We start from the raw sequence: 23,172 nt of genomic DNA, 5'->3' as shown, positions 1-23,172 counted from the left end.
CTGAACAAAGGTCTGGGGAGACTGTTAAGTCGTGGCCGTACAAACACAAACTCGAAACAAGCCGCTGTGGCACAGCGGCCTGACTCTGCCCGCACTACTGGCGGCCGCATTTTGGCTGGGTGGGGCGCATCTGCTGATGTCAAATGTGATCAGTCAGCACAATAGTGAAAGTGTGCAGGAAGCGGCACAGCAAAAGGCCAATGAGTATGCCCGGCAACTGCAGGCATTCTTCGATCAACGGCAGCAGCAACTGGGCAGCCTCAAACCACAGCAGGTGTCGGCCATCCGCGTCGGTACCAGCGCCGTCACTCAGGCGTCGGTGCAATACTTTACCGCGGAAGAACTGCGCGTAGGCGCGGGCAAGCCCCCACTCAATTTCGCCCTGGTGGACCTGCTTAAACGGAGTCTCGAGGAAGGTCATCAAAAGCCGGAGTTTCTGCGCAACGACGACAACCAGTGGCAACTATACAGCGCACGACCCGAAGCCGGTGGAGCGCTACTGGTGACACAACCTTTTGGGGTATTCGAGCGCGAGCTGACAAAGCTGGACGCAGCAGCCGGAAACATTCAGATTGCGCAGCAGTTTCCCGATGGGCCAGCTCGCCCGCTGTGGAACACTGCCAGCCACTCGATGGGCGGTGAAACCGCATCCGCATCGGTTTCCGGCAGTTACCTGAAGATTTCTTTTACTCCCGCACCGACCTTCGCCGCCAACCACAGTATTCCCGCGTTATGGGTTTATTGCGCCGCAGCCATTGGTCTGCTCGCCAGTCTGTTCGTCCTGTGGAAACTGCTACCGGCCGATGGAGGTGCCGCACCCTGGGAAAAAGGTGGCCGCCGCAGTGGCAGCGGGGCGAAAAAAGGATTGCGTAAAGAAGATCTGGATAATCCACCGCAACCGCAAGAATCCACCAGTACCCTAGTAGCCGCGGCGCCGTCTCCCGCCCCCGCCGCTCCGCAGGTTGAAAAGCCTTCACCCGGCGACCTGATGCGCACCCCAAGTACTGAAATCCCGGCACACGTTTTCCGCGCCTATGACATCCGTGGTATTGCAGGTGAAGAAATCAACGAGCCTTTCGCTTACCAGCTTGGCCGGGCGCTCGGCACCATCGCACTGCAGGCAGGACAAAAACTACTACTGGTAGGGCGTGACGGACGCAATAGCAGCGAGTTGCTGCGGGATTGCCTGGTTGAAGGAATCCTGGAGAGCGGCTGCAATGCGGTCGATCTGGGCCTGGTACCCTCGCCGGTACTCTACTTCGCCTGCGCCAAAGGCAAGAATGCCAACAGCGGTGTGATGGTTACCGCGAGCCACAACCCGGCCGAATACAACGGCTTCAAAATCGTGATGGACGGCCGTCCACTGGCAGACGACAAACTGCGCGACCTGCACAGCATGATGCAAAGCATCCAGGTTTCCAGTGGCAAGGGCAGCCACAGCGCTCAGGACATCAGCACAGCGTATATCGACGAGATCTTCAACGATGTGGCGCTGGCAGGCCAGCCCAATATCGTGATCGATGCGGGTAATGGTGCCGCCTCCAGATTGGCACCGGAGCTGTTTGAACAACTTGGCTGTGCGGTAGAGCCCCTTTACTGCGAAGTCGACGGCAATTTCCCCAATCATGCCCCAGACCCATCGCGGCCGGAAAACCTGCGCGATCTGACTGCCGCAGTGAAAGATGGGAGTGCCGACCTGGGTATAGCTCTGGATGGAGATGGCGACCGCGTAACGCTGGTGACCAGCAGTGGCCGCATCGTTTGGGCAGACCAGCTGGTGATGCTGCTCGCGCGGGATATTCTCGCGCGCAACCCGGGCTCCGATATCGTGTTCGACGTGAAAAGTTCACGGGCGCTCGCGGATCTTGTTACCCAGTATGGTGGCCGCCCGATCATGTGGAAAACCGGACACGCGCCAATGAAAACCAAGATGCTCGAAACCGGCGCATTGCTGGGTGGCGAACTGTCCGGCCATATATTTATCAAGGATCGTTGGTATGGCTTCGACGACGGCATCTATGCCGCCGCGCGAATTCTGGAAATCATGGCCCTGCGAGAACAAAGCCTCGACGAGTTGCTCGATTCATTACCCCAGATGGTGAACACACCGGAAATCCTCCTGCCGGTTTCCGAGCGTGACAAGTTCGCGTTGATCGAGCGCCTGCGTAGCGAAGGCAAGTTCGACGGGGCAGACCTCAATACCATCGACGGCCTGCGCATTGAATTCGCCGATGGCTGGGGCCTGGTGCGCGCGTCCAACACCACAGCCGCACTCACCCTCCGCTTTGAGGCCGACAACGAGGCGGCCCTCGCACGGATTCGCGAGCAGGTTGCCAGCCAACTTCAGAAAATCGACTCAGCCCTGGTGCTACCAGCCGGCTGACCTATTGAAGCAGTAAGGAAAACGCTATGTCCCTGGATCAGAAATCCGCCCTGCGCGTTGCACAGGTTCTCAACGAAGCGCTGCCATATATCCAGCGGTTTATTGGCAAGACCGTGGTGGTCAAATTTGGCGGTAACGCCATGGTGGACGAGGAACTACAGAACAGCTTCGCCCGCGATGTGATCCTGATGAAACTGGTGGGTATGAACCCGGTAGTGGTCCACGGCGGTGGCCCGCAGATCGGCGACCTGCTAGACAAGCTGAGCATTGAATCCCGTTTTGTCGATGGTATGCGTGTTACCGACAGCGAAACCATGGATGTGGTGGAAATGGTGCTGGGCGGTACCGTGAACAAGCAGATCGTCAACCTGATCAATAAAAACGGCGGCCGCGCTGTCGGTGTAACCGGCAAGGATGGCTTGCTGATTCGCGCGAAAAAGCTTCGCCGCCAGGAAGAGACCGCAGGACTCCACGCATCGGAAATCATCGACATCGGTCATGTGGGTGAAGTGGAAAGTGTCGATACCGGCGTTATCGACATGCTCATCAACAGCGACTTTATCCCGGTAATCGCCCCCATTGGCGTGGGCAAAGGCGGAGAGTCCTACAACATCAACGCGGACCTGGTGGCGGGCAAGATTGCCGAATACCTCAAGGCAGAAAAGCTGATGCTGCTCACCAATGTAGCGGGGCTTCAGAACAAGCAAGGAGAGGTGCTCACCGGTCTTTCCACCCTGGAAGTCGACGGCCTGATCGCCGACGGCACAATTTACGGAGGCATGCTGCCCAAAATCTCCTGCGCACTGGACGCGGTGAAAGCCGGGGTGACTTCCGCGCATATTATCGACGGTCGTGTACCCCATGCTGTACTACTGGAAATTTTCACTGATACCGGTGTCGGCACCCTGATCACCAACGCGAGTTTGCACGAGGATTAACCAACAGGGTACGTGACAGCGGTCACATAACCAGTGTTAACGATCACTAACAATTGATGCGGTGGCGCCGAATCGTTACGATTCTGGCGCAAGTTCACCGGCTTTTGGCGCGTTAAGCTATTTATTAAAACCGCGGGCTTCTGACACCCCGACGCCGCCAGGCCAGGTAATGAGAACAGGACCGGCACAACAACAAAATCAGATCCCGGCTGAATACTCCGGGCAAAGGCAGTTCATGAGCAGCGAAAAAATCAATCGGCGCCAGCAGATTCTGCAGGCCCTGGCCCACATGCTGGAAGCCAGCCCCGGCGCCCGCATCACCACCGCGGCACTGGCCAAAGAGGTGGGGTTCTCTGAGGCGGCACTGTACCGCCACTTTCCCAGTAAATCCAAAATGTTCGAAGGCCTCATCGAGTTTATCGAAGAGACCATCTTCAGCCGTATCAAACTGATCATGCAGGACGAGCCCAGCGCGCTGGCCCGCTGCCAGAAAATCCTGCACCTGCTGCTGGCCTTCTGTGAGCGCAATCCGGGTATTACCCGCCTGCTTACCGGTGACGCCCTGACCGGTGAAACCGAGCGCCTGCACGGCCGCATCCTGCAATTGTTTGACCGTCTCGAAACCCAACTCAAACAAATCCTGCGTGAAGCGGAACTGCGCGAACAGCTGCGTCCCGCCATCCCCCTGACCGCAGCCGCCAATCTATTGCTGGCCAGTGCAGAAGGGCGCATTGTCCAATACGTTCGCAGCGGTTTTAAACGCAAACCCACCGAACACTGGACAGAGCAGTGGCCGGTTCTGGTTGCCGGGTTTTTCCGGGAAAGTGCGCTGACAGCGCAGGGATAAGCCGAGTAGATGTACGGATCGGAAGCGGTGGCGCTGGCAGCTGCCAACGAGGTTAGTTGCCGGCGATTTCCTGATAACGGCTGGCCGCCGCATCAAATTCGCTATTGATGGCCACCGCTTCCTTCTCACGCAGTGACAGGCGCTGCGCCACCACTGCCACCTCCTTGTTCAGATTCTCAATACGCGCCAGCAGCTCGGCGGATACCGTGCCGCCGTTGCGCTGGGTGCGAGCGGCCGCAGACTCTTCGCTTTCGATCTGACGGTTAAGAGAGGCCATATTGGAGCGCAGGATTGCCATATCCTGCTGAACGATCGCCAGCTTGCGCTTGCGCGCGGATTCGATGTCGGCAACGCTGTTGTAGCGTTTGAGCAGCTGCAGGTCCGCTTCCATCTGGGCTTCGCGGCGCTGCTTTTCTTCCAGTTCCTCGCCAGTTAGCTCCGGCGCCACCACCTCCAGAACACGCCCCGAAATCGTCAGCACCTCGTAACCGCCGGCCACATAACGTGGAGGCACAACGTCGTCCAGCACCTGGACGCCGTGTTCGTTGGTATAGCGGTATAGCTTCTTGCCATCCCACCCCGAGTCTGCAGCTCCGACATCCAGTGTCAGAAGGGCACCGGTCAATGCCAGCGCGAGTGCGGTTTTCACACCTGCCTCATTGTATATTGTCTATTAAGCGCCAATTGTCGGTCCGCGGCACCGCCCTGTGCTTCCCGCCAACGCCGGCCAATGGTCGTTATCCGGGTCAATCTCTCCTGAACACCTATATCAACGTGATTTCAACAGAGTACCCCAGGCCAGACACCGTGTAGTTAGCCCGATTGGGTCAATTGCGTGCTTCTGCCCGCCTAACCCCCAGCGGAAACGCCATATTGCTGGCGATAACCGATAATTCGCTGCAACAGCGCGTCACTGGCAGCTTCCGACTTAAGATAAGAAATAATATCGTCCAGTTCCACAATCCCGATCACAGGAATACTGTATTCCTGTTCAACCAGCTGGATCGCGGACAGGTCCGTATCGTCGTTGGCCTTCTCCTGGCGGTTCAGGCCAATGACCACACCAGCGGGCTGTGCGCCTTCAGCCTGTATGATCTGCATCACTTCGCGCACGGCCGTACCCGCGGTAATCACATCATCGATGATCAAAACCTTGCCTTTAAGCGGCGCACCCACTAAGGTTCCGCCCTCGCCGTGGTCCTTGGCCTCTTTCCTGTTGTAACAGAAGGGTTTATCAACCCCTTTCTGCGCCAATGCCACCGCGGTCACCGCTCCCAGCGGGATGCCTTTATAGGCCGGCCCGAATATGACATCAAATTCCACTCCAGAGGCAAGAATCGCCTCCGCGTAGGCATTGCCCAGTGCGGCGAGCGCCGCACCGCTGTGGAAACGGCCGGCATTAAAGAAATAGGGGCTCTGGCGCCCGGATTTCAGCGTAAAATCCCCGAAACAGAGCACATCGTGCTCCAGGGCCAGTTGTATAAAGTCGCGCTGGTACTGCTGCATGGCAATTTGATAACTATTGGCTAAGGTGAAGGAAGGTCCCCACGGAAAGGGGAGCGGCAATCGAAAAATGTTCAGACGAATAACGACTGCAATTTTACACAGTCCGCTGGTAAGGGGCTAATAATGCGAATAGTGAGTTTGTCCGTTGATGGTGTGCACCAGGCTGCACAGCGCGGACTCTATGACTGGCTGGCAGAACAGGACGCAGACATCATCTGTCTCCAGGATCTGCGCTCACTGGAACCGGAACTGGATCACCCTATCTTCCATCCGGACGGTTACTACAGCTATTTCTTTGATTCCGGCACTCCCCATGAAAACGGCGTAGCCATCTATACCCGTGCCCAGCCGAAAGCGCTGATTTACGGTATGGGGTTCGCCAACGGCGTAGACATGTACGGCCGCTACCTGCAGGCCGATTTTGAGCGCCTGAGCGTTGGCTCACTGCTGGCGCCGGTCGCCAAAGATGAAGCGTCGCTGGAAGTCAAAGTCCAGTTCTTCGACGATATGCAGGCCCATCTGGCCAAAATCAGCCGCAAGCGTCGGGATTTTATTTTCTGTGGAAACTGGGGCATGGCACACCGTCGCGCGGATGTGCAGAACTGGCAGGACCATCAGGACACACCAGGGTTCATGCGCCACGAGCAGCGCTGGCTTGACCAGCTGTTCAATGACATCGGTTATATCGATGCTTTCCGCCGGGTAGTGAAAGACGCGGACGAATTTACCTGGTGGCCCAGTGGCGAGCCCGGGAAAGGGGATGGCTGGCGTACCGATATGCAGATTGTCTCGCAGACCCTGAAGAACAAGATCGAGTACGGCGCGATCAATAAAAACGTCAACTTCTCCAGCCATCTGCCACTGATCATGGATTACGACCTGGAAGTGTAGTTTTCCGCTACGTGATACCAAGATGCAAAAAGGGCCCGCTGGAAATCCATCGGGCCCTTTTTATGGCGATCGCAAGTACAGGCCGCGCGCCTATTCCGCCAGGGCCTTCTTCTGCAGTTCCACCAGCTCTTTAATGCCCGCCTTGCCCAAAGCCAACATTTCCGCGAACTGATGCTCGGTGAAAGGTGCGCCTTCCGCGGTGCCCTGCACCTCTATCATACCGCCGTCCTCTGCCATCACCAGGTTCATATCCGTATCGGCATTGGAATCTTCCGGGTAATCCAGGTCGAGAACCGCTGCCCCGTCATAAATACCCACCGAAATTGCCGCGACCATATTTTTCAGCGGATCGGTGGCGATCATTTTTTCCCGCTGCATATAGCGGATGGCATCTACGAGCGCCACGCACGCACCGGTAATCGAGGCGGTGCGGGTGCCGCCGTCGGCCTGTAGCACATCGCAATCCAGGGTAATCTGGTGCTCACCCAGGGCTTTCAGATCTACTGCCGCACGCAGAGAACGGCCGATCAGGCGCTGAATCTCCACCGTGCGGCCACCCTGTTTGCCACGCGCCGCCTCACGCCCCATGCGGGAACCTGTTGAGCGGGGCAGCATGCCATATTCCGCGGTAATCCAGCCGCTTCCCTGGCCGCGCAGGAAGCGCGGCACCTCCGCCGCCACCGAAGCATTGCACAGCACCTTGGTGTCACCGAACTCCACCAGCACCGAGCCCTCCGCGTGACGGGTATAGTTGCGGGTAATGCGCACATCGCGCAGTTGTTCCGGTTTGCGGCCGCTGGGTCGCTGCATATTGCACCTCTGATTTTTGCGAAATTTAACGAAAGGTCGTGGTTAACTTTTGAAGCCCGGCATTATAGCCATCTAAGCACACAATCACCCTGTGCTATGCTTTGCCGCTGTTTTTCACCTCTGATCTCAATGTATTTCCGGAGTACGGCAATATTATGGCCAACAACAAAGTGCGCAGCATGACCGCCTTCGGGCGCGCGGAAGTCAACTATTCCACCGGTACCGCCGTGTGGGAGATGCGCTCCGTCAATCATCGCTACCTGGAGCCCCACTTCCGCCTTCCGGAAGCCGCCCGCGCACTGGAGCCAAAACTGCGCGAGCTGCTGCGCAAAACCCTCAACCGCGGCAAAGTGGAAATGAACCTGAACCTTAAAGCCAATAGCGGCGAGATTACGGGGATCAAGGTAAACCAGGCACTGGTAGAAGAACTGGTCAAAGCCGCCGCTCAGGTTGCACCGGACAATCAGCCACTGAACCCCCTCGAAGTACTCAAGTGGCCGGGCGTGATCGCAGAACCGGAAACCGACGCGGAAGAGCAGGCCGGCGCCATTCTCGAGGGCTTCAAGCAGGCCCTGAAGCAGATCGTGGATAACCGCGAACGCGAAGGCGCGGAACTCGCCGGCTTTATCGAAGCCCGTCTCGCCGGCATCAATGATCAGGTCACCACCGTGCGTGCGCTGTTACCGCAGATACTGCAAAGTCAGCGCGAGAAACTGAAAAGCCGCCTGGAAGAATTGCTGGAAGAAATCGACAAGGACCGCATCGAACAGGAAATTACCCTGCTGGCACAGAAGGCCGACGTGGACGAAGAGCTCGACCGCCTCGACGCCCACATCACCGAGACCCGCCGCGTGCTGAAAAATGGCGGGCCAATTGGACGCCGCCTGGATTTCCTGATGCAGGAATTCAACCGCGAGGCGAATACCCTTTCTTCCAAGGCGGTGGTTACCGATACCACACAGGCCGCGGTGGAATTGAAAGTGTTGATCGAACAGATGCGGGAGCAGGTGCAAAACATCGAGTAATCCACCGATGTCTCCCAGCACAGGTAGAAGGATCGCTCTACTGATCGCCAAGCAGTGGCCCGAACCCGCCTCTACGGCGGCCGGCAGGCGCACACTCGATATTCTCGATCTGCTGCATGAGGCGGGCTACGAAATTGCCATTGGAAGCCCTGCCCAACCCACTCCGTTTCAGGCGCGCACCGGCTACGGCGAACACCAGATTGCAGTGAACGAATCCAGTTTTGATACCTGGGTACGCGCGCTGAGTCCATCGCTGGTGATTTACGACCGTTTTATGATGGAGGAGCAGTTCGGCTGGCGGGTGCGCGAGCAATGCCCGCAAGCGGTTACGGTTCTGGACACCAGCGATTTTCACAGCCTGCGCGAGGCGCGCCATCAGGCTCTCAAAAATGGTCAACCGATAAATCTGTTTAACCCCTGCGCCGAGCGCGAGATCGCGGCCATGGCACGCTGCGATCTCACCATCATGATTTCCCAGGTTGAAGTGGATCTGCTCAAACAGCATTTCTGCCTGCCGGATTGGCAATTGCACTATTTGCCATTTCTTGTACGGGAACTTCCGGATTTCTCGACCACTCCCGATTTTGCCGAGCGACAGCACCTGGCGATGATCGGCGGCTTCAAGCACGCCCCCAATCGCGATGCGGTTGCCTGGCTCGCGGAATCTATCTGGCCAAGGCTGCGCGCGCTATTACCCGATGTTGAATGCCATGTGTACGGCGCTTACGCGGATCATGCCATGCAGCGTTTCCACGACCCAAAATCGGGATTGCGAATTATGGGCCGCGCCGACGATGCACTGGCGACTCTGTCGGGCTACCGGCTGAATCTTGCACCACTGCGCTTCGGCGCTGGGCAGAAAGGGAAAATTCTCGATGGTTGGCTATCCGGCACACCGACGATCACCACACCCGTCGGCGCGGAATCCATGGCTCCACCGGATGCCTGGGGCTACACACTGACGGCGGATCCCGCTCAACTGGCCGATATCACTGCCCGTGTTTATCGGAACCAATCCGAGTGGCTGGCCGTGCGCGATGCCGGCCTCCACGCGCTGTCTGCAGGTTTCTCTTACACACCATACGCAAAGGCATTGATAGAGCGCTTGCAATCAATCGCCGGGAATCTGGATGCGCACCGCAACCGCAACATCTGGGGCAGAATTTTGCGACGCACAGAATACCGGGCCGAGGAATACATGAGCCGCTGGATTGAAGCCAAAAATAAACTGCCCGACGCCACATAACACGCAGAGCCGGCTCTCAATCCCTTATGCGACTTTCAAACCCAGTAATCGTCATCGCCCTGGCTCAGCTACTGGGTACTTCTCTCTGGTTCAGCGCCAACAGCGCCGCCGACGATCTCGCGCTTAACTGGCAGATTTCAGTGACTGACATTGGCTGGCTGACCAACGCGGTGCAGGGCGGTTTTATTCTGGGCACGCTGGCCCTTGCCCTTGGTGGCATCGCGGACCGTTTCCGGGCCAGTCAGATTTTTATTGTGAGCACATTGGCGGGCGCGGTGTTTAATGCCGGCTTCGCATGGCTGGCGGATGGGCTCTCCAGCGCTGTCATCTTCCGGTTTTTAGTGGGTGTGTGCCTGGCAGGCATTTACCCCATGGGGATGAAATTGATTGTGAGCTGGGCGCCGGAGCGTGCCGGTGCTGCACTGGCACAACTGGTGGCAATGCTCACCCTTGGCACAGCGCTGCCGCACGGGCTGCGGGAAGCTGGTGCCGATTTGCCCTGGCAGTGGATTATCTCGGCTTCGTCAGCCCTTGCACTGGTCGCCGCTATTTTAATTCACTACCTCGGCGACGGGCCCCACCTGCCGCCGCCACTTAGGCAGTCTGCCGTGTTACCTGGTGACCGGAGCAGTGGTCCGCCGGCGGTATTTCAGGCCTTTCGAATTCCCCGGTTTCGCGCAGCCGCCTGGGGATATTTCGGACATATGTGGGAACTCTACGCTTTCTGGGCGATGGTGCCATTACTGGTTTCAGGCACCGCTTTGTTCGAACAGTTTCCCGCGCTGGGTATTCCCGGTCTCTCGTTCTGCATTATCGCGGCGGGTGCACTGGGCTGCGTCATTGGCGGAAGATACTCACGAAAATATGGCAGCGGGCCGGTGGCCGTGGCCGCACTGGCAGCATCCGGAAGTTGTGCATTGGTATTTGCTCTGCTGTGGAGCACACTGCCAGCACCCGCGCTCGCACTTCTACTGTTGATCTGGGGAGCAACCGTCATCGCAGACTCTCCACAGTTTTCCGCACTCTCTGCCACCGCCTGCCCTCGCCATCTGGTGGGTGCGGCCCTAGCCATTCAGAATTCCATCGGCTTTGCAATCACGGTTATTTCAATCACCGGAGCCAGTGTACTGTTCGAGCGGATAGGCCCGTCGGCGGTCTGGCTTTTGTTACCCGGACCAATAGTCGGTCTTCTGGGTTTTAGTCTCACCATGCGGCGAGCCGCGGGCTGATCACCAGAAACATTGAGCGGTTGGCCAAAAATCATTTCGCTGCCAGGCGCCGAGACCCCCGTCACATCGGGCCCCAAAAGGGTTACGATCGTACCAACTAAAACCTAAATTTGGCGCGAATTCCAAAGAGTTGTCCCGATTTTCACTTGTGGGCGAAATGAATCTCCTCGTTACATAAGAACCTTGTTAAATAAATCCGTAACAAAATTGCGGGGATATTTGCGGGTCGCCGCGCAGGAGTTCCGCGGTGTCGTTACGGCGGCTCTACCCAGCTCCGCCGATAAAAATAATTATGGAGAAATTCGCAACAATGAAATTATCAGCGTTATTGAAACCTTCCCCCGGTGCTATTTTCGGCGCCGCAACGCTTCTGCTGAGCGCCAGTTTCGGTGCAAGTTTTTCAGCCCACGCGGTCGAACCTGAGCTCTCTGCCATGTCGGTGGCAGCAGACGAGGTGATTACCGATCGCATTATTGTTAAGTACAAAAGCACCATGGCAGGAGCCAATGCGACGGCGATGTCACAGACAGCCATCGATCGAGTTGCGCAAACCGCCGGTCATCGCTTTAAACATATGCGTCGCCTGGCCACCGGTGCGCAGTTGATGAAATTGGAAAAGCGCGCAAGCAAAGCGGAACTTGACGCAATCATTGCGCGCCTGCAGCAGGACCCGCAGGTGGAGTACGCGGAGCCCGATCGCTTGATGCAACCTATGGCCACCCCCAACGACAGCTATTACAACCAGCAGTGGCATTACTTTGAAGCTACCGGTGGCCTGAATCTGCCAGCGGCATGGGACGTGACACAGGGCGAGGGTGTTGTAGTGGGGGTCATCGATACCGGCTATCGCCCACACGCGGACCTCAATGCCAACCTCCTTCCCGGCTATGACATGATCTCTGATACCACCGTGGCTCAGGATGGTAACGGCCGTGACAGCGACGCCAGCGATCCCGGCGACTGGTCACCGGCGGGTGCCTGTGGCGCAGGGCAGCCGGCGCGCAATAGCAGCTGGCACGGCACCCACGTTGCGGGCACCATTGCTGCGGTGACCAACAACGGCAGCGGTGTGGCGGGCGTTGCCTACAAATCCAAAATTGTCCCTATCCGTGTACTCGGCCGTTGTGGTGGTTACACCTCGGATATCGCCGACGGCATTATCTGGGGTGCCGGTGGCAACGTCAGCGGCGTTCCTGCCAACGCCAATCCGGCCCAGGTGCTGAACCTGAGCCTTGGCGGAGGCGGTGGCTGTGACACCACCACGCAAAATGCCATCAACACTGCGCGCAGTCTCGGCACCACCGTGGTGGTGGCCGCGGGTAACTCCAACGCCAATGCCGGCAATTACAGCCCGGCCAGCTGTAATGGCGTCATTACCGTAGCCTCCACCAATCGTGCCGGCAGTCGCGCCTATTATTCCAACTACGGCAGCGTGGTGGATGTGGCGGCGCCCGGGGGCGAAACCTCGGTGAGTTCAAACGGCGTGCTTTCCACCCTGAACAGCGGCACCCAGGGCCCGGGCAGCGATAACTACGCCTTCTATCAGGGCACCAGCATGGCCGCTCCCCACGTGGCCGGCGCTGCGGCGCTGCTGTACGCGGTGGACGGAGGTATCACCCCGGACGAGGTAGAGTCCATACTCAAAAGCACCGCGCGTAGCTTCCCCGGCTCCTGCAGTCAGTGCGGTACCGGTATTGTCGACGCAGCCGCCGCGGTGGCCGCGGCCAACGGTGGTGGCGGTGGTAACCCGCAGCCTGGTGATGGCGAGCTGACCAATGGTGTTGCCGAAACCGGTCTCTCCGCGAGCTCGGGTCAGGAACTACGGTTCACTCTGGAAGTCCCGGCTGGAGCCAGCAATCTGAGCTTCCAGATTTCCGGCGGCAGCGGTGATGCCGACCTGTACGTCCAGTACGGCAGCCAGCCCACTACCGGCAGCTACGATTGCCGCCCCTACCAAAATGGCAACAACGAAACCTGCTCAATTAGCAATGTGCAGGCCGGTACCTATCACGTGATGGTGCGCGCCTATAGCAGCTTCTCCGGTGTCAGCCTGGTGGGAAGTTTTGATGAGGGCGGTAGTGGCGGTGGCGCCACCGGCTGGACCGAGACCAATGTCGCCGGTTCGGCGAATGCCTGGCAGCACTTTACCCTCGATGTGAACAGTGGCATGAGCTCTCTGGAAGTGCTGATGAGTGGCGGAAGCGGCGATGGTGACCTGTACGTGCGTTATGGCAGCCAGCCCACCACCAGCAGCTACGATTGCCGCCCCTATCGCTGGGGCAACGACGAGAGCTGCAGTCTCAGTAACCCGCAAGCGGGTACCTGGTACATCAGTATCCGCGGGTACAGCGCCTACTCCGGGGTGACCCTGCAGGCTGAAGCCGCTCCCTGATAGCGGTCAGTAGAAATACCCCCTCCTTGATTGGCCGGCATTTGCCGGCCTTTTTTACTCGGGGTCGTATCTGTGGGACGGGAACAGATTACTTCACAAATGACTGAAACTGTTTGTCCACCGGTGTATCAGCAAAGTGATTGATGTAATTGCTCATCACCTTCTGCGCGACGCCGACAATGATTTCCAGCAATTGCTGGTGGCCGTAACCCGCATCGTAAAAGCGCTGCAACACTTCATCAGAAACCACGCCGCGGTCGCGCACGATTGCCAGCGTAGTGTCCCGCAGTACCTCCAGCTTTTCCGTGGGCAGAGGCGTTTTATTGCGCAGCGCCTCATTGATTTCGTCGTCTACCTTCATAGATTTGGCAATGGCACTGTGGGCAGGCACGCAATAATGGCAACCGTGCTCCACATTGATGGCCTGCCATACCACGGTCTTTTCTTCCGCAGAAAATGACGTGTTGAGAAACTGTTCGTGCAACACCTGATAGGACTTCAGCGATGTAGGCGCTTCTGCCATCACCCCATGCAGGTTGGGAATGGAACCAAAGGCGTCGATAGAGTTCTGCAACAGGGACTTGCTGTCTTCAGGCGCGCTTTCGATATCGTGAATCTTGAAATCGGACATATCGTACCTCCGGGTGTCTGGGTCATCTGGTAAGTGATAGCGATCTGCTCGACCAACCACAGCAACGAATCAGTATTTTTGAGCAGTCGATCAATAATTCACACCTTACCCAATTTTGAGCAGTCGTTCAACACCTTTTCGCAGATTTGCCGAATGCCGCGCCCGGGCATAAAATTGAGCGCCTGTTCAACCCACTCACCAGGTGAGGCACCATGGCCAATACGGCAAAATTCGATCGCCGGGAAGTGCTGGAGAGCGCTACACGCCTGTTTTGGCAAAAGGGTTATCACGGCACTTCCACACGGGATATACAGCAGGCCACCAACCTCAAACCCGGCAGCATTTACGCAGCATTTGGCAGCAAATCCGGGCTTTTCAACGAGGTTTTGCATTTTTACGCCGAAAGTATGGCGGATCAGCTTGCGCAGATTCTGAGCGAACACCACCGGGTCACCGATGGTCTGCGCGCATTTTTACGCCACGTGATTCTGGAGGGGGGAGACGACGCCCCAAGTGAGCTGTGCCTGCTGGCGAAATCACTGTCGGAGCTCGAAGAGGGTGAAGCGGAGCTGCTGAGCGAGACCCGGAAACTGCTGGCGGCAACGGAACAGCGGTTTCAGCAGGCACTGTCACAAGCGGTCGCCAATGCCGAGCTTCCCGCGAACACCGATACTGCACTTGCCGCGCGACAGCTACAAATCCAGCTGATCGGGCTGCGGAGTTATTTGCGTGCCACCGGAAACCGGGGCGCTGTCGAAGAGTTGATCGCCCGACAGTTCTTCAGCTGACCGGCACCAGCACTACACCACACCGAGGGCGGACCCCACCCACGCCGTCGGGTTTGCTTTCCCGGCTCAAAGCCATTCCGCTAACGCACCTCACCGCCCGGGCGCTCTACTTTTTCACCCAAGCATGTAATTCGATGCAGACCGGTGGTGATACATCAGGTTAAAGCACACGGATTTCGAAATCCGGTCTCTGCGGACATTGTTCACGTCGCGGCCTGTGGCAACATTATCCGCGAGGCCAGAAAAACCATAACGATATAGACAATTTCCGAGGTTCCTGTGGGTTTAGTCACCGCTGCCATTCCCTTTTTCCTGCTTGCCGTACTGATCGAGCTGGCACTCGACCGCTGGCGCGGCTGGGGGCTGTATCGCCTGAATGACGCCATTGGCAGCCTGGGTGCCGGCATATTGAGCCGCATTCTGGGGCTGGTGAAGGTGGGCATCCTGATGCTGCTGTATATCCCGCTGTACCAGTGGCTGGAACCCACTTACCAGAGCCTTGGCATCCACTGGTCCCTGGATAATCCCTGGCACCTGGTGCTGGCGGTGATCGCCTATGATTTCTGCTACTACTGGAAGCACCGTATCTGCCACGAGATCAATATCTTCTGGGCGGAACATCTGGTGCACCACCAGAGTGAGGACTACAACCTCACCACCGCCCTGCGCCAGTCCAGCGACCTGGTGCCTCTGGGCTGGATCTTCTATCTGCCGTTGCTGCTGATCGGCATGCCCCCTGAAGTGCTGATTACCGCCGGCGCCATCGACCTGATCTACCAGTTCTGGGTCCACACCCAGAAATTCCCCAAAGTCCGCTGGATGGAGTGGATCCTGGTCACCCCCTCCAACCACCGGGTGCACCACGCCCAGAACAAGGTGTATGTAGACCGCAACTACGGCGGCGTGTTGATCATCTGGGATCGCCTGTTCGGCACCTACCAGGAAGAGCTGGATGAGGAACCCTGTATCTACGGCGTGCGCAAACCCCTGAATACCTTCGACCCCCTGGCCGCCAACCTGCAGCACTTCAAGCGCATGTGGCTGGACGCGATGTACACCAAAAGCTGGAAGGAGAAGTTCACCCTCTGGTTCCGCGCCACTGGCTACCGGCCGGCAGATGCGGAAGCGGCGATGCCCGTCCCCAGTGGCGACCTCGACAATTTCCACCGCTTCGACCCCCAGATCACCCGCGGCCTGCGCTGGTACGCCCTGGTCCAGCACCTGACCTATTCCGTGGCAACCCTGGCGTTACTGCAATTCAGCAAGGAGCTCGGCTACGGGCTCACTGCGCTGATGGTGCTGATGCTGGTGATCGGCCTGGTCATCAACGGTCGTATCCTCGACGGCGAGCCCCGCACTCGCCGGTGGGAAATCGGACGCCTGGCACTACTTGGCGCCACCATTCCCCTGTTGCCTCAGGCCATCTGGGGCGCGGTAGCCGGATATGGCCTGGTAAGCGTGGCTGTCTGGTGGGTGTTGGTTTTTACCAGTAAAGACGATACAGTCACCTCCGTTAGTCATTAACGCTAGGAATCCGCAGTAGCCCGGGACTTCCCCAAAGCCCCGCAGGCTGAGATTCCGCAGGCACCCCCGACCGGGTTCGGAAAACCTGCCTCCCCGTGGCAGGCGGACCGGAAAAGCCCAACACTTTGCCCCCAGCACCGGTCGAGGGTCGCCTGTATTGCGTTCGCACCCTGCCACCTGCATTCGTTATACTCCCCGCCCGACATACCCCTCTCCATCCACTTATTTGCAGCAAGGTTCGCCGTGTCCACAGGTACTCTCTATACGGTCTCCGCGCCCTCCGGCGCCGGCAAAACCAGCCTGGTAAAGGCGCTCGTCGAGGCCGATACCCAGGTCACTGTATCCGTATCCCACACCACCCGGCCCATGCGCCCCGGTGAAATCGACGGCATCAACTATCATTTTGTGGATCGCGACGGCTTCATCGCCATGCTCGGCGAGAACGCTTTTCTGGAACACGCTCAGGTTTTCGAGAATTTCTACGGCACCTCCAAGGCGTGGGTCGAAGAAACCCTCGCCAGCGGCCGCGATGTGATTCTGGAAATCGACTGGCAGGGCGCAGAACAGGTGCGCAAGCTGATGCCGGAGACAGTGGGCATTTTCATTCTACCCCCGTCCCAGCAGGCACTGCTGGAGCGCCTGACCGGGCGCGGCCAGGACGACCAGGCAGTGATCGACAAGCGCATGGCCCAGGCAATCGATGAAATGTCCCACTATGTGGCCACCGATTACCTGATCATCAATGACGATTTCACCACGGCCCTGAATGAGCTGCGATCTATTATGGTGGCTGAGCGTCAGCGGCTAGTAAGGCAGCAGGAGCGGCACTCCGGTCTTCTGCAATCATTGCTGCGCAGTCAGTAGAGCTCTAAACAGATTTCGTGGCGGTGACGCTGCCGGGTATAGGGTTGTGAGACACGCCGTGAACCCATCCATGGGGGCTCTTCCGCGAGGTCCCTCTCGCAGACAAAGCGTTCGCTTTGGACGCCAAAGGCGCCCGCAGGGTGAGCGAAGCGAATCAACGTCTCACAACCCTATACCCGGCATCGCCACCTTCGCATCGACCCGTGTTGCGCCTTTAAGCATTGTTCGATTTGCGTACACCGCGCGGTCCGGTAGAATAGTCAACCCCGTCTGTGCAGGCGCTGACCGCACCGACAACAGAATTCGTCAATTTTGCCCAGCCGGGCGAACTTACACACTGGAACAGAAGATTTATGGCACGTATTACCGTTGAAGATTGCCTCGACCACGTAGACAACCGTTTTGAGCTGGTGATTGTGGGCAGCAAGCGCGCTCGTCAGATCGCCACCGGCGGCCGCGACCCGTTTGTGCCGGAAGAAAACGACAAGCCCACTGTTATCGCCCTGCGCGAAATCGAAGAAGGCTTTGTTGACGCCAGCATCCTGGATGAGCCGGAAGAAGAGCCGGTACAGCACGCGGCACCGGCGCCGGTATTCCTGTCCGAGCAGGATCTGTAATCCTATTTACGACGTATTAATGCAGGATTTGCAGGTAATTTAAGAGGCGATCGCGGCTTTGCACACTATCGACAGTCTGGCCCATCGCCTCTCGTCCTATCTCCCCCCCGACCAGATCCAGTTCGTCCGCCGCGCCTACTTTTACGCGGAGCAGGCCCACGAGGGCCAGAAACGACGTTCCGGAGAGCCCTATATTACCCACCCCCTCGCGGTAGCCACCATTCTGGCCGGCATGCATATGGACGCCCAGAGCCTGGCGGCGGCCATGCTGCACGATGTCATCGAGGATACCGGTATCCCCAAGGCGGCGCTGGCGGAGCAGTTCGGGGAGGAAATTGCGGATCTGGTGGACGGCGTCTCCAAACTGACCCAGTTCGAGACCGACAGCCCGGCGGAAAAGCAGGCGGAGAACTTCCAGAAAATGGCCCTGGCCATGGCGCGGGATATCCGCGTGATCCTGGTGAAGCTCGCCGACCGCCTGCACAACATGCGTACCCTCGGCTCACTGAAGCCGGAGAAGCGCGCGCGCATTGCCCGCGAGACCCTCGAGATCTACGCCCCCATCGCCAACCGCCTGGGCATGAACGATGTGCGGATCGAGTTCGAAGACCGCTCCTTCTTTGCCATCTATCCGCTGCGCGCCAGTCGCCTGCGCGCAGCGCTGGTGGCGGCCCGCGGCAACCGCAAGGAGCTGTTGGAGAAGATCCAGAATGCCATCGAGCTGCGTCTTGACCGGGAGAATATCGACGCGCTGGTGATCGGCCGCGAAAAGCACCTATACAGTATTTACCAGAAGATGCGCTCGAAGAAGAAGTCGTTCAAGGAAATCATGGACGTCTACGCCTTCCGCATCATCGTCGACAGTGTCGATACCTGTTACCGGACATTCGGGGTTATCCACAACCTTTACAAGCCGGTGATCAGCGAATTCAAAGACTATATCGCCATCCCCAAATCCAACGGTTACCAGTCGCTGCACACGGTGCTACTCGGTATGCACGGGGTGCCCATCGAGGTGCAGATCCGCACCAAAGAAATGGACGAGATGGCCAACAGCGGTATTGCCGCCCACTGGCTGTACAAGTCCTCCGGGGATGAGGTACTCAATACCGGCGGCACCAGCCAGGTGCGCGCGCGCCGCTGGGTGCAGGGCCTGCTGGAGATGCAGCAACGCGCCGGCGACTCGCTGGAATTTATCGAGAACGTAAAAATCGATCTGTTCCCGGACGAAGTTTACGTGTTTACCCCGAAGGGCAAAATTATCGATCTGCCCGCAGGTGCCACCGCAGTGGACTTCGCCTATTCAGTGCATACGGATATCGGCAATTCCTGTGTGGCGGTACGCATCAATCAGCGCCTGGCGCCACTGTCGCAACCGCTGGAAAGTGGGCAAAAAGTCGAAATCCTTACCAGCAAAAATGTGCAGCCAAACCCCAACTGGCTCAACTTCGTGGTGACGGCGAAGGCACGCAGTGCGATTCGCCACTACCTCAAGCATCAGCGCCATCACGACTCCATCGAGCTGGGGCGGCGCCTGCTGGAAAAAGCGCTGACCAAGTTCCATCTGAAAATTTCCGACTTGGAAGAAGAGCAGATCAAGCGCGGGGTAAAAGAGGCCAAGTGCGAGACGTTCGACAATCTTCTCGAGGAGATCGGGCTGGGGAATCGCGCGGCGTTTTCTGCAGCAAAACTGCTGGTGCCGCCGGGCACCATGGAGACAGAGGCGAGCAATATTTCATCGCCGCTGACCATCGATGCCCAGGAGGGCATGCTGATCAGCTTTGCCCGCTGCTGTCGCCCGATTCCGGGAGATACCATCATGGGGCACATCAGTTCCGGCAAGGGAGTGGTGGTGCACCGGGATACCTGCCGCAATGCGGCGGAGCTGCGCGAGCACCCGGAAAATATTATGGCGGTAGCCTGGTCGCCGGATGTGAAGGGTGAGTTTCTCGGCGATGTGCGGGTCGAAGTGGAATCCGAGCGGGGGATTATTGCCCGTCTGGCCACGCGTATTACCGAGGAGGGCGCCAGTATCGAGCAGATCCATGTCGACGAGAAAGACGCTCAGCACAGCGTGATAGCGCTCACGCTGGAGGTCGCTAACCGGGTGCATCTGGCGCAGGTTATGAAACGGCTTCGCAACCTGCCCGCGGTTATCAAGATCGCTCGTCCCTGATTCCCGGTAGCCCCCCCGCCCAAACAACCTCCTGGACACCCGTTTATCGGACGGGTACCGGAAACGGACCTTCCCCGTTACGCCAGCCGCTTGAATTTTGGCGGACGCTTATTGCGACTAACTTGTGAATCTTGGTGGGCTTTTGCGGTAATTTTCCCGGATTGTGGACAGGTTCCGCATCTGGGGATTTCGACCTTTCCTCTGCTCCCCAAGCCTTTCAAACCGCGCTATATTCTCCCGCTTTCTTTTTCAGCTAAGTGGCCCCGTTCGGGCCGGGAGAGGTCATCCATGCCTAATCGTGCAGTGATAAAAACGGATAAAGCACCGGCGGCTATCGGCAGTTATTCACAGGCAGTGAAAGTCGATAACACTATCTATCTGTCCGGTCAGATCCCGCTGGTTCCGGAGACGATGGAGCTGGTTTCCGACGACTTCCGCGAGCAGGCAGTGCAGGTATTCAAGAATCTGCAGGCGGTGTGCGAGGCGGCCAATGGTTCGCTGGATGATCTGGTAAAACTGAATCTCTATCTCACCGACCTGAGCAATTTCGCCACGGTGAATGAGGTGATGGAAGAGATGTTCACCAAGCCGTTTCCGGCGCGCGCTGCGGTGGGTGTCAGCCAGCTGCCGAAAGGCGCGCAGTTCGAAGCGGAAGGGGTTCTGGTAATCTGAGACCATTTCCGGGGTTAACCCGGGGCATGCTTGCGCCGCTCGCGATTGGTCGACCAAGAGCGGCGCCGTTCGCTTTAGACCTGTCTTTTTGAGCTGTTTTCCGGCTCAGTCGTTTTCCAGCAGGGTGCGGTAGCCAGCGCGGTAGTCGGGATACAGCATCTTGTACCCGCTATCCAGCATACGTTTGTTACTCATTTTCTTGGAGCGCCGCTCACTGGTGGCGACTTCTTCGCGCAGGTGCGCACTGGTGTAACCCATGGATTTGGCCAACCAGCTCTGCAGCTCGTACATGGGCACCGGCGTGCAGTCAGCGCCGATATACAGCTTCTCCAGTGGCATGCCCTTTTTCTGACCGTCGATGAGGTGCGCAAGGAAGCCGACCGCATCGTCTACGTGAATACGATTGCTGAACTGGGGCGGGGAGGGTGGTGCGCAGCGGCCGGCACGAACCTGAGACAAGAGCCGATCGCGACCCGGGCCATAGATTCCAGCAAAGCGCACCACACAGGTGTCGACCACGCTCTGCTGGGCGATTTTTTCTGCAGCGAGCAAGGCTTCACCCTGGAAGCTGCCGGGCAGGGGCTGTGAGCGCTCATCCAGCCACTGGTCTCCGCTTTGACCGTACACGCGAGTGGAGGAGATCCACAGCAACAGACGCGGAGGCCTTTCCATATCCGCGAGCGCCTGGCGCAGACAGGTGGCAGTTTCTACATAGGCGCGCTGGTATGCCTGAGGTGTACTGGCGCCGGGCGTAAAGGTGGCAATGACGACGTCGGCACCGTTTGCCAGGTGCCGATGAATATCTTCTGCCTTGGTGGCGTCACCACGACGCCAGTTGACCACATCGGCTCGACGCTTGCGGGCCAGCGCTTGCAGCGGATTGCGTCGCACACCAAAAACATCGTAGGCCTTGCGATCCAGCTTCAATGCCAGACGGGTCCCCAGATCCCCACAGCCGAAGATCCAGACTTTTTCCTTTGCCATAACCGCTCGATTAAACCCCCGGGTATCGAATTCCGATCCCAACAATTGCCGCGCCGCAATCTATCGGGCGCCACTTAGAATAGTTACTTGAGTGTAATCTGTGAATTACTGTGAGTATGCAGTCTATTGACCCTTTATAGCCAATTCAGACCATCAAGTCTGTGAACCGGGCCCACAGTACACTGCGAGCCCGGCATCCTTTTTGCTAACCGCTTGGCGGTCAGCCTCGGGATTTCACCAACCGATAGATGAACAGCAGAATCACTGCACCGACTACCGCGGTGATAATGCTGCCCAACGACAGCCCGCCGGTAGTTCCGAGGCCGACAAAGCTGCCAACCCAGCCGCCGATAAAGGCGCCGACAATACCGATGATCATGGTCACGATCCAACCACCCGGATCCGGGCCGGGCATGATCCACTTGGCCAGTGCGCCAGCAATTAAACCGAGAATAATCCAAGACAAGATTCCCATAGCGATTCTCCGCTTTGTGTATTTCGAACACTTGCCTTCCATGTATAGCAAAAAAAGCGCCAGATCACCGGTTCGGATCGGTAGTTAATAGCAAAAATTACTAACTATAAACATTTCTAATAGCATTTTTTTCTAGTTTGAGACATTTACACAGGCGACCAGCGGAGTGCCGGCAGTTTTACTGGCCGTAGGGGGGTGTTTATGAATAAACTCTATCGCCAAGATTCATCTGATTGCGTTTGCCATGACACTGAACGAACTTCGTTACATCGTCACCCTGGCTCAGGAACAGCATTTCGGCCGCGCTGCGGAGCGCTGTTTTGTGAGCCAGCCGACCCTGTCTATCGCGGTGAAAAAGCTGGAGAAGGAGCTGGGCGTCGCCCTGTTTGAACGCTCCAAGACCCGCGTCCAGGCCACGCCTCTGGGAGAGCGTATTGTCGCCCAGGCCCAACTGGTACTGGAGCAGTCCGCAGCCATCAAAGACATCGCCAGTGCTGGCAAAGATCAGCTGAGCAGCCCACTGTCCGTAGGGGCCATCTTTACCATCGGCCCCTACCTGTTCCCACACTTTATTCCCCAGCTTCAGCAACTGGCCCCACAGATGCCGCTGTACGTGGAAGAGGGCTACACCTCAACGCTGCGTCAGCGCCTGCGCAAGGGCGAGCTGGATGCGGTCATCATCGCATTGCCGTTCACCGAACCGGATGTGGTTACCCAACCTCTGTACGACGAGCCTTTCGTGGTACTGATGCCGTCGGATCACCCTCTGGCAGAGTTTGAGGCACTGAGCCCGGAACAGCTGTGTGAAGACAATGTCCTACTGCTGGGCGAAGGCCACTGTTTCCGGGATCAGGTGTTGGAAGCCTGCCCACAATTGCAGCAGTCCATCGAAAAAGAAGCCGGCAGCGGCCATATCCGCACTGCCGCCGACGGCAGCTCCCTGGAAACCCTGCGCCATATGGTGGCCTCGCGCCTTGGTATTACCGTGCTGCCGCTGTCCGCCGCCGCGGCCTCACAGTACGCCACCGGGGTACTGGTGACCCGCCCGTTTGTGACGCCAGCGCCGCAGCGCACCGTGGCCCTGGCCTGGCGTGCCAGCTTCCCGCGGCACCGCGCCATCGATATGCTGCGCGATGCCATCAACCAGTGCCAATTGCAGAGTCCGTGACTCCCA

General features: G+C 58.0%; 21 protein-coding genes. 15 read left to right on the top strand and 6 right to left on the bottom strand.

What is annotated here, in order from left to right; translation table 11 throughout:
• The first annotated feature begins 31 nt into the window (after positions 1-31).
• The 3 genes from AU11_RS14145 to slmA all read left to right on the top strand — a co-directional run bounded on the left by AU11_RS14145 (position 32) and on the right by slmA (position 4,168).
• Positions 32-2,383 carry a phosphomannomutase/phosphoglucomutase gene (locus AU11_RS14145; RefSeq protein ID WP_043319940.1) on the top strand — a complete coding sequence of 784 codons (2,352 nt, stop codon included), beginning with the start codon at positions 32-34 and terminating at the stop codon, positions 2,381-2,383.
• Between the two features lie 26 nt (positions 2,384-2,409).
• Positions 2,410-3,321, top strand: coding sequence for an acetylglutamate kinase (argB, locus tag AU11_RS14140; RefSeq protein ID WP_043319939.1), 912 nt, complete (start codon positions 2,410-2,412; stop codon positions 3,319-3,321).
• Between the two features lie 235 nt (positions 3,322-3,556).
• Positions 3,557-4,168, top strand: coding sequence for a nucleoid occlusion factor SlmA (slmA, locus tag AU11_RS14135; RefSeq protein WP_043319938.1), 612 nt, complete (start codon positions 3,557-3,559; stop codon positions 4,166-4,168).
• Positions 4,169-4,220: 52 nt separating this feature from the next.
• Here the strand turns inward: slmA and AU11_RS14130 are convergent, their stop codons facing one another.
• Both AU11_RS14130 and pyrE read right to left on the bottom strand, forming a co-directional pair.
• Positions 4,221-4,817: a hypothetical protein gene (locus AU11_RS14130; RefSeq protein ID WP_043319937.1), complete on the bottom strand. Its 597-nt coding sequence runs from the start codon at positions 4,815-4,817 to the stop codon at positions 4,221-4,223.
• Between the two features lie 200 nt (positions 4,818-5,017).
• Positions 5,018-5,674 carry an orotate phosphoribosyltransferase gene (pyrE, locus tag AU11_RS14125; protein ID WP_043319936.1) on the bottom strand — a complete coding sequence of 219 codons (657 nt, stop codon included), beginning with the start codon at positions 5,672-5,674 and terminating at the stop codon, positions 5,018-5,020.
• 123 nt (positions 5,675-5,797) lie between these two features.
• On the opposite strand from pyrE, the gene AU11_RS14120 reads away from it, so the two are divergent.
• Positions 5,798-6,565: an exodeoxyribonuclease III gene (locus AU11_RS14120; protein WP_043319935.1), complete on the top strand. Its 768-nt coding sequence runs from the start codon at positions 5,798-5,800 to the stop codon at positions 6,563-6,565.
• A 90-nt stretch (positions 6,566-6,655) separates the two neighbouring features.
• Here AU11_RS14120 and rph read toward each other — a convergent pair whose 3' ends face one another.
• The gene (gene rph, locus AU11_RS14115; protein ID WP_043319934.1) at positions 6,656-7,375 is read right to left on the bottom strand and encodes a ribonuclease PH; all 720 of its coding nucleotides are present in this window, start codon (positions 7,373-7,375) and stop codon (positions 6,656-6,658) included.
• 155 nt (positions 7,376-7,530) lie between these two features.
• Here rph and AU11_RS14110 point away from each other — a divergent pair, with 155 nt between their 5' ends.
• The 4 genes from AU11_RS14110 (at position 7,531) to AU11_RS14095 (ending at position 13,267) form a co-directional block, all read left to right on the top strand.
• A complete protein-coding gene (locus AU11_RS14110) occupies positions 7,531-8,400 on the top strand; it encodes a YicC/YloC family endoribonuclease (protein WP_043320560.1) in 870 nt (289 codons plus the stop codon).
• Positions 8,401-8,407: 7 nt separating this feature from the next.
• A complete protein-coding gene (locus AU11_RS14105; RefSeq protein WP_043319933.1) occupies positions 8,408-9,646 on the top strand; it encodes a glycosyltransferase family 4 protein in 1,239 nt (412 codons plus the stop codon).
• A 26-nt stretch (positions 9,647-9,672) separates the two neighbouring features.
• Positions 9,673-10,875 (top strand): MFS transporter, encoded by a 1,203-nt coding sequence (locus AU11_RS14100; RefSeq protein WP_043319932.1) that lies wholly within the window; start codon positions 9,673-9,675, stop codon positions 10,873-10,875.
• Positions 10,876-11,185: 310 nt separating this feature from the next.
• Entirely contained in the window at positions 11,186-13,267 is a 2,082-nt protein-coding gene (locus AU11_RS14095; protein WP_051687264.1) for a S8 family peptidase, read from the top strand.
• An 88-nt stretch (positions 13,268-13,355) separates the two neighbouring features.
• Here AU11_RS14095 and AU11_RS14090 read toward each other — a convergent pair whose 3' ends face one another.
• Positions 13,356-13,898, bottom strand: a complete 543-nt coding sequence (locus AU11_RS14090) for a carboxymuconolactone decarboxylase family protein (RefSeq protein WP_043319931.1) — start codon at positions 13,896-13,898, stop codon at positions 13,356-13,358.
• Positions 13,899-14,110: 212 nt separating this feature from the next.
• Here AU11_RS14090 and AU11_RS14085 point away from each other — a divergent pair, with 212 nt between their 5' ends.
• From AU11_RS14085 to AU11_RS14060, 6 genes are all read left to right on the top strand, one after another.
• Positions 14,111-14,686 carry a TetR/AcrR family transcriptional regulator gene (locus AU11_RS14085; RefSeq protein WP_043319930.1) on the top strand — a complete coding sequence of 192 codons (576 nt, stop codon included), beginning with the start codon at positions 14,111-14,113 and terminating at the stop codon, positions 14,684-14,686.
• A 279-nt stretch (positions 14,687-14,965) separates the two neighbouring features.
• Positions 14,966-16,210: a sterol desaturase family protein gene (locus tag AU11_RS14080; protein ID WP_043319929.1), complete on the top strand. Its 1,245-nt coding sequence runs from the start codon at positions 14,966-14,968 to the stop codon at positions 16,208-16,210.
• Positions 16,211-16,453: 243 nt separating this feature from the next.
• On the top strand, positions 16,454-17,074 hold the full coding sequence (gmk, locus tag AU11_RS14075; protein ID WP_043319928.1) for a guanylate kinase: 621 nt from the start codon (positions 16,454-16,456) through the stop codon (positions 17,072-17,074).
• Positions 17,075-17,427: 353 nt separating this feature from the next.
• The gene (gene rpoZ / locus AU11_RS14070; protein ID WP_043319927.1) at positions 17,428-17,691 is read left to right on the top strand and encodes a DNA-directed RNA polymerase subunit omega; all 264 of its coding nucleotides are present in this window, start codon (positions 17,428-17,430) and stop codon (positions 17,689-17,691) included.
• Between the two features lie 58 nt (positions 17,692-17,749).
• On the top strand, positions 17,750-19,867 hold the full coding sequence (gene spoT / locus AU11_RS14065) for a bifunctional GTP diphosphokinase/guanosine-3',5'-bis pyrophosphate 3'-pyrophosphohydrolase (RefSeq protein WP_043319926.1): 2,118 nt from the start codon (positions 17,750-17,752) through the stop codon (positions 19,865-19,867).
• 288 nt (positions 19,868-20,155) lie between these two features.
• The gene (locus tag AU11_RS14060; protein WP_043319925.1) at positions 20,156-20,539 is read left to right on the top strand and encodes a RidA family protein; all 384 of its coding nucleotides are present in this window, start codon (positions 20,156-20,158) and stop codon (positions 20,537-20,539) included.
• A 105-nt stretch (positions 20,540-20,644) separates the two neighbouring features.
• On the opposite strand, the gene AU11_RS14055 is transcribed toward AU11_RS14060, so the two are convergent.
• Both AU11_RS14055 and AU11_RS14050 read right to left on the bottom strand, forming a co-directional pair.
• On the bottom strand, positions 20,645-21,523 hold the full coding sequence (locus AU11_RS14055) for an NAD-dependent epimerase/dehydratase family protein (protein WP_043319924.1): 879 nt from the start codon (positions 21,521-21,523) through the stop codon (positions 20,645-20,647).
• A gap of 220 nt (positions 21,524-21,743) precedes the next feature.
• Positions 21,744-21,998, bottom strand: coding sequence for a GlsB/YeaQ/YmgE family stress response membrane protein (locus tag AU11_RS14050; protein WP_043319923.1), 255 nt, complete (start codon positions 21,996-21,998; stop codon positions 21,744-21,746).
• 244 nt (positions 21,999-22,242) lie between these two features.
• On the opposite strand from AU11_RS14050, the gene AU11_RS14045 reads away from it, so the two are divergent.
• Positions 22,243-23,166, top strand: a complete 924-nt coding sequence (locus AU11_RS14045) for a hydrogen peroxide-inducible genes activator (RefSeq protein WP_043319922.1) — start codon at positions 22,243-22,245, stop codon at positions 23,164-23,166.
• Positions 23,167-23,172 lie beyond the last annotated feature (6 nt).

The organism is Microbulbifer sp. HZ11 (assembly GCF_000708675.1).
Lineage (GTDB): Bacteria > Pseudomonadota > Gammaproteobacteria > Pseudomonadales > Cellvibrionaceae > Microbulbifer.
The sequence above is the reverse complement of the archived record's forward strand: the minus strand, read 5'-3'. Positions and strand labels throughout refer to the sequence as shown.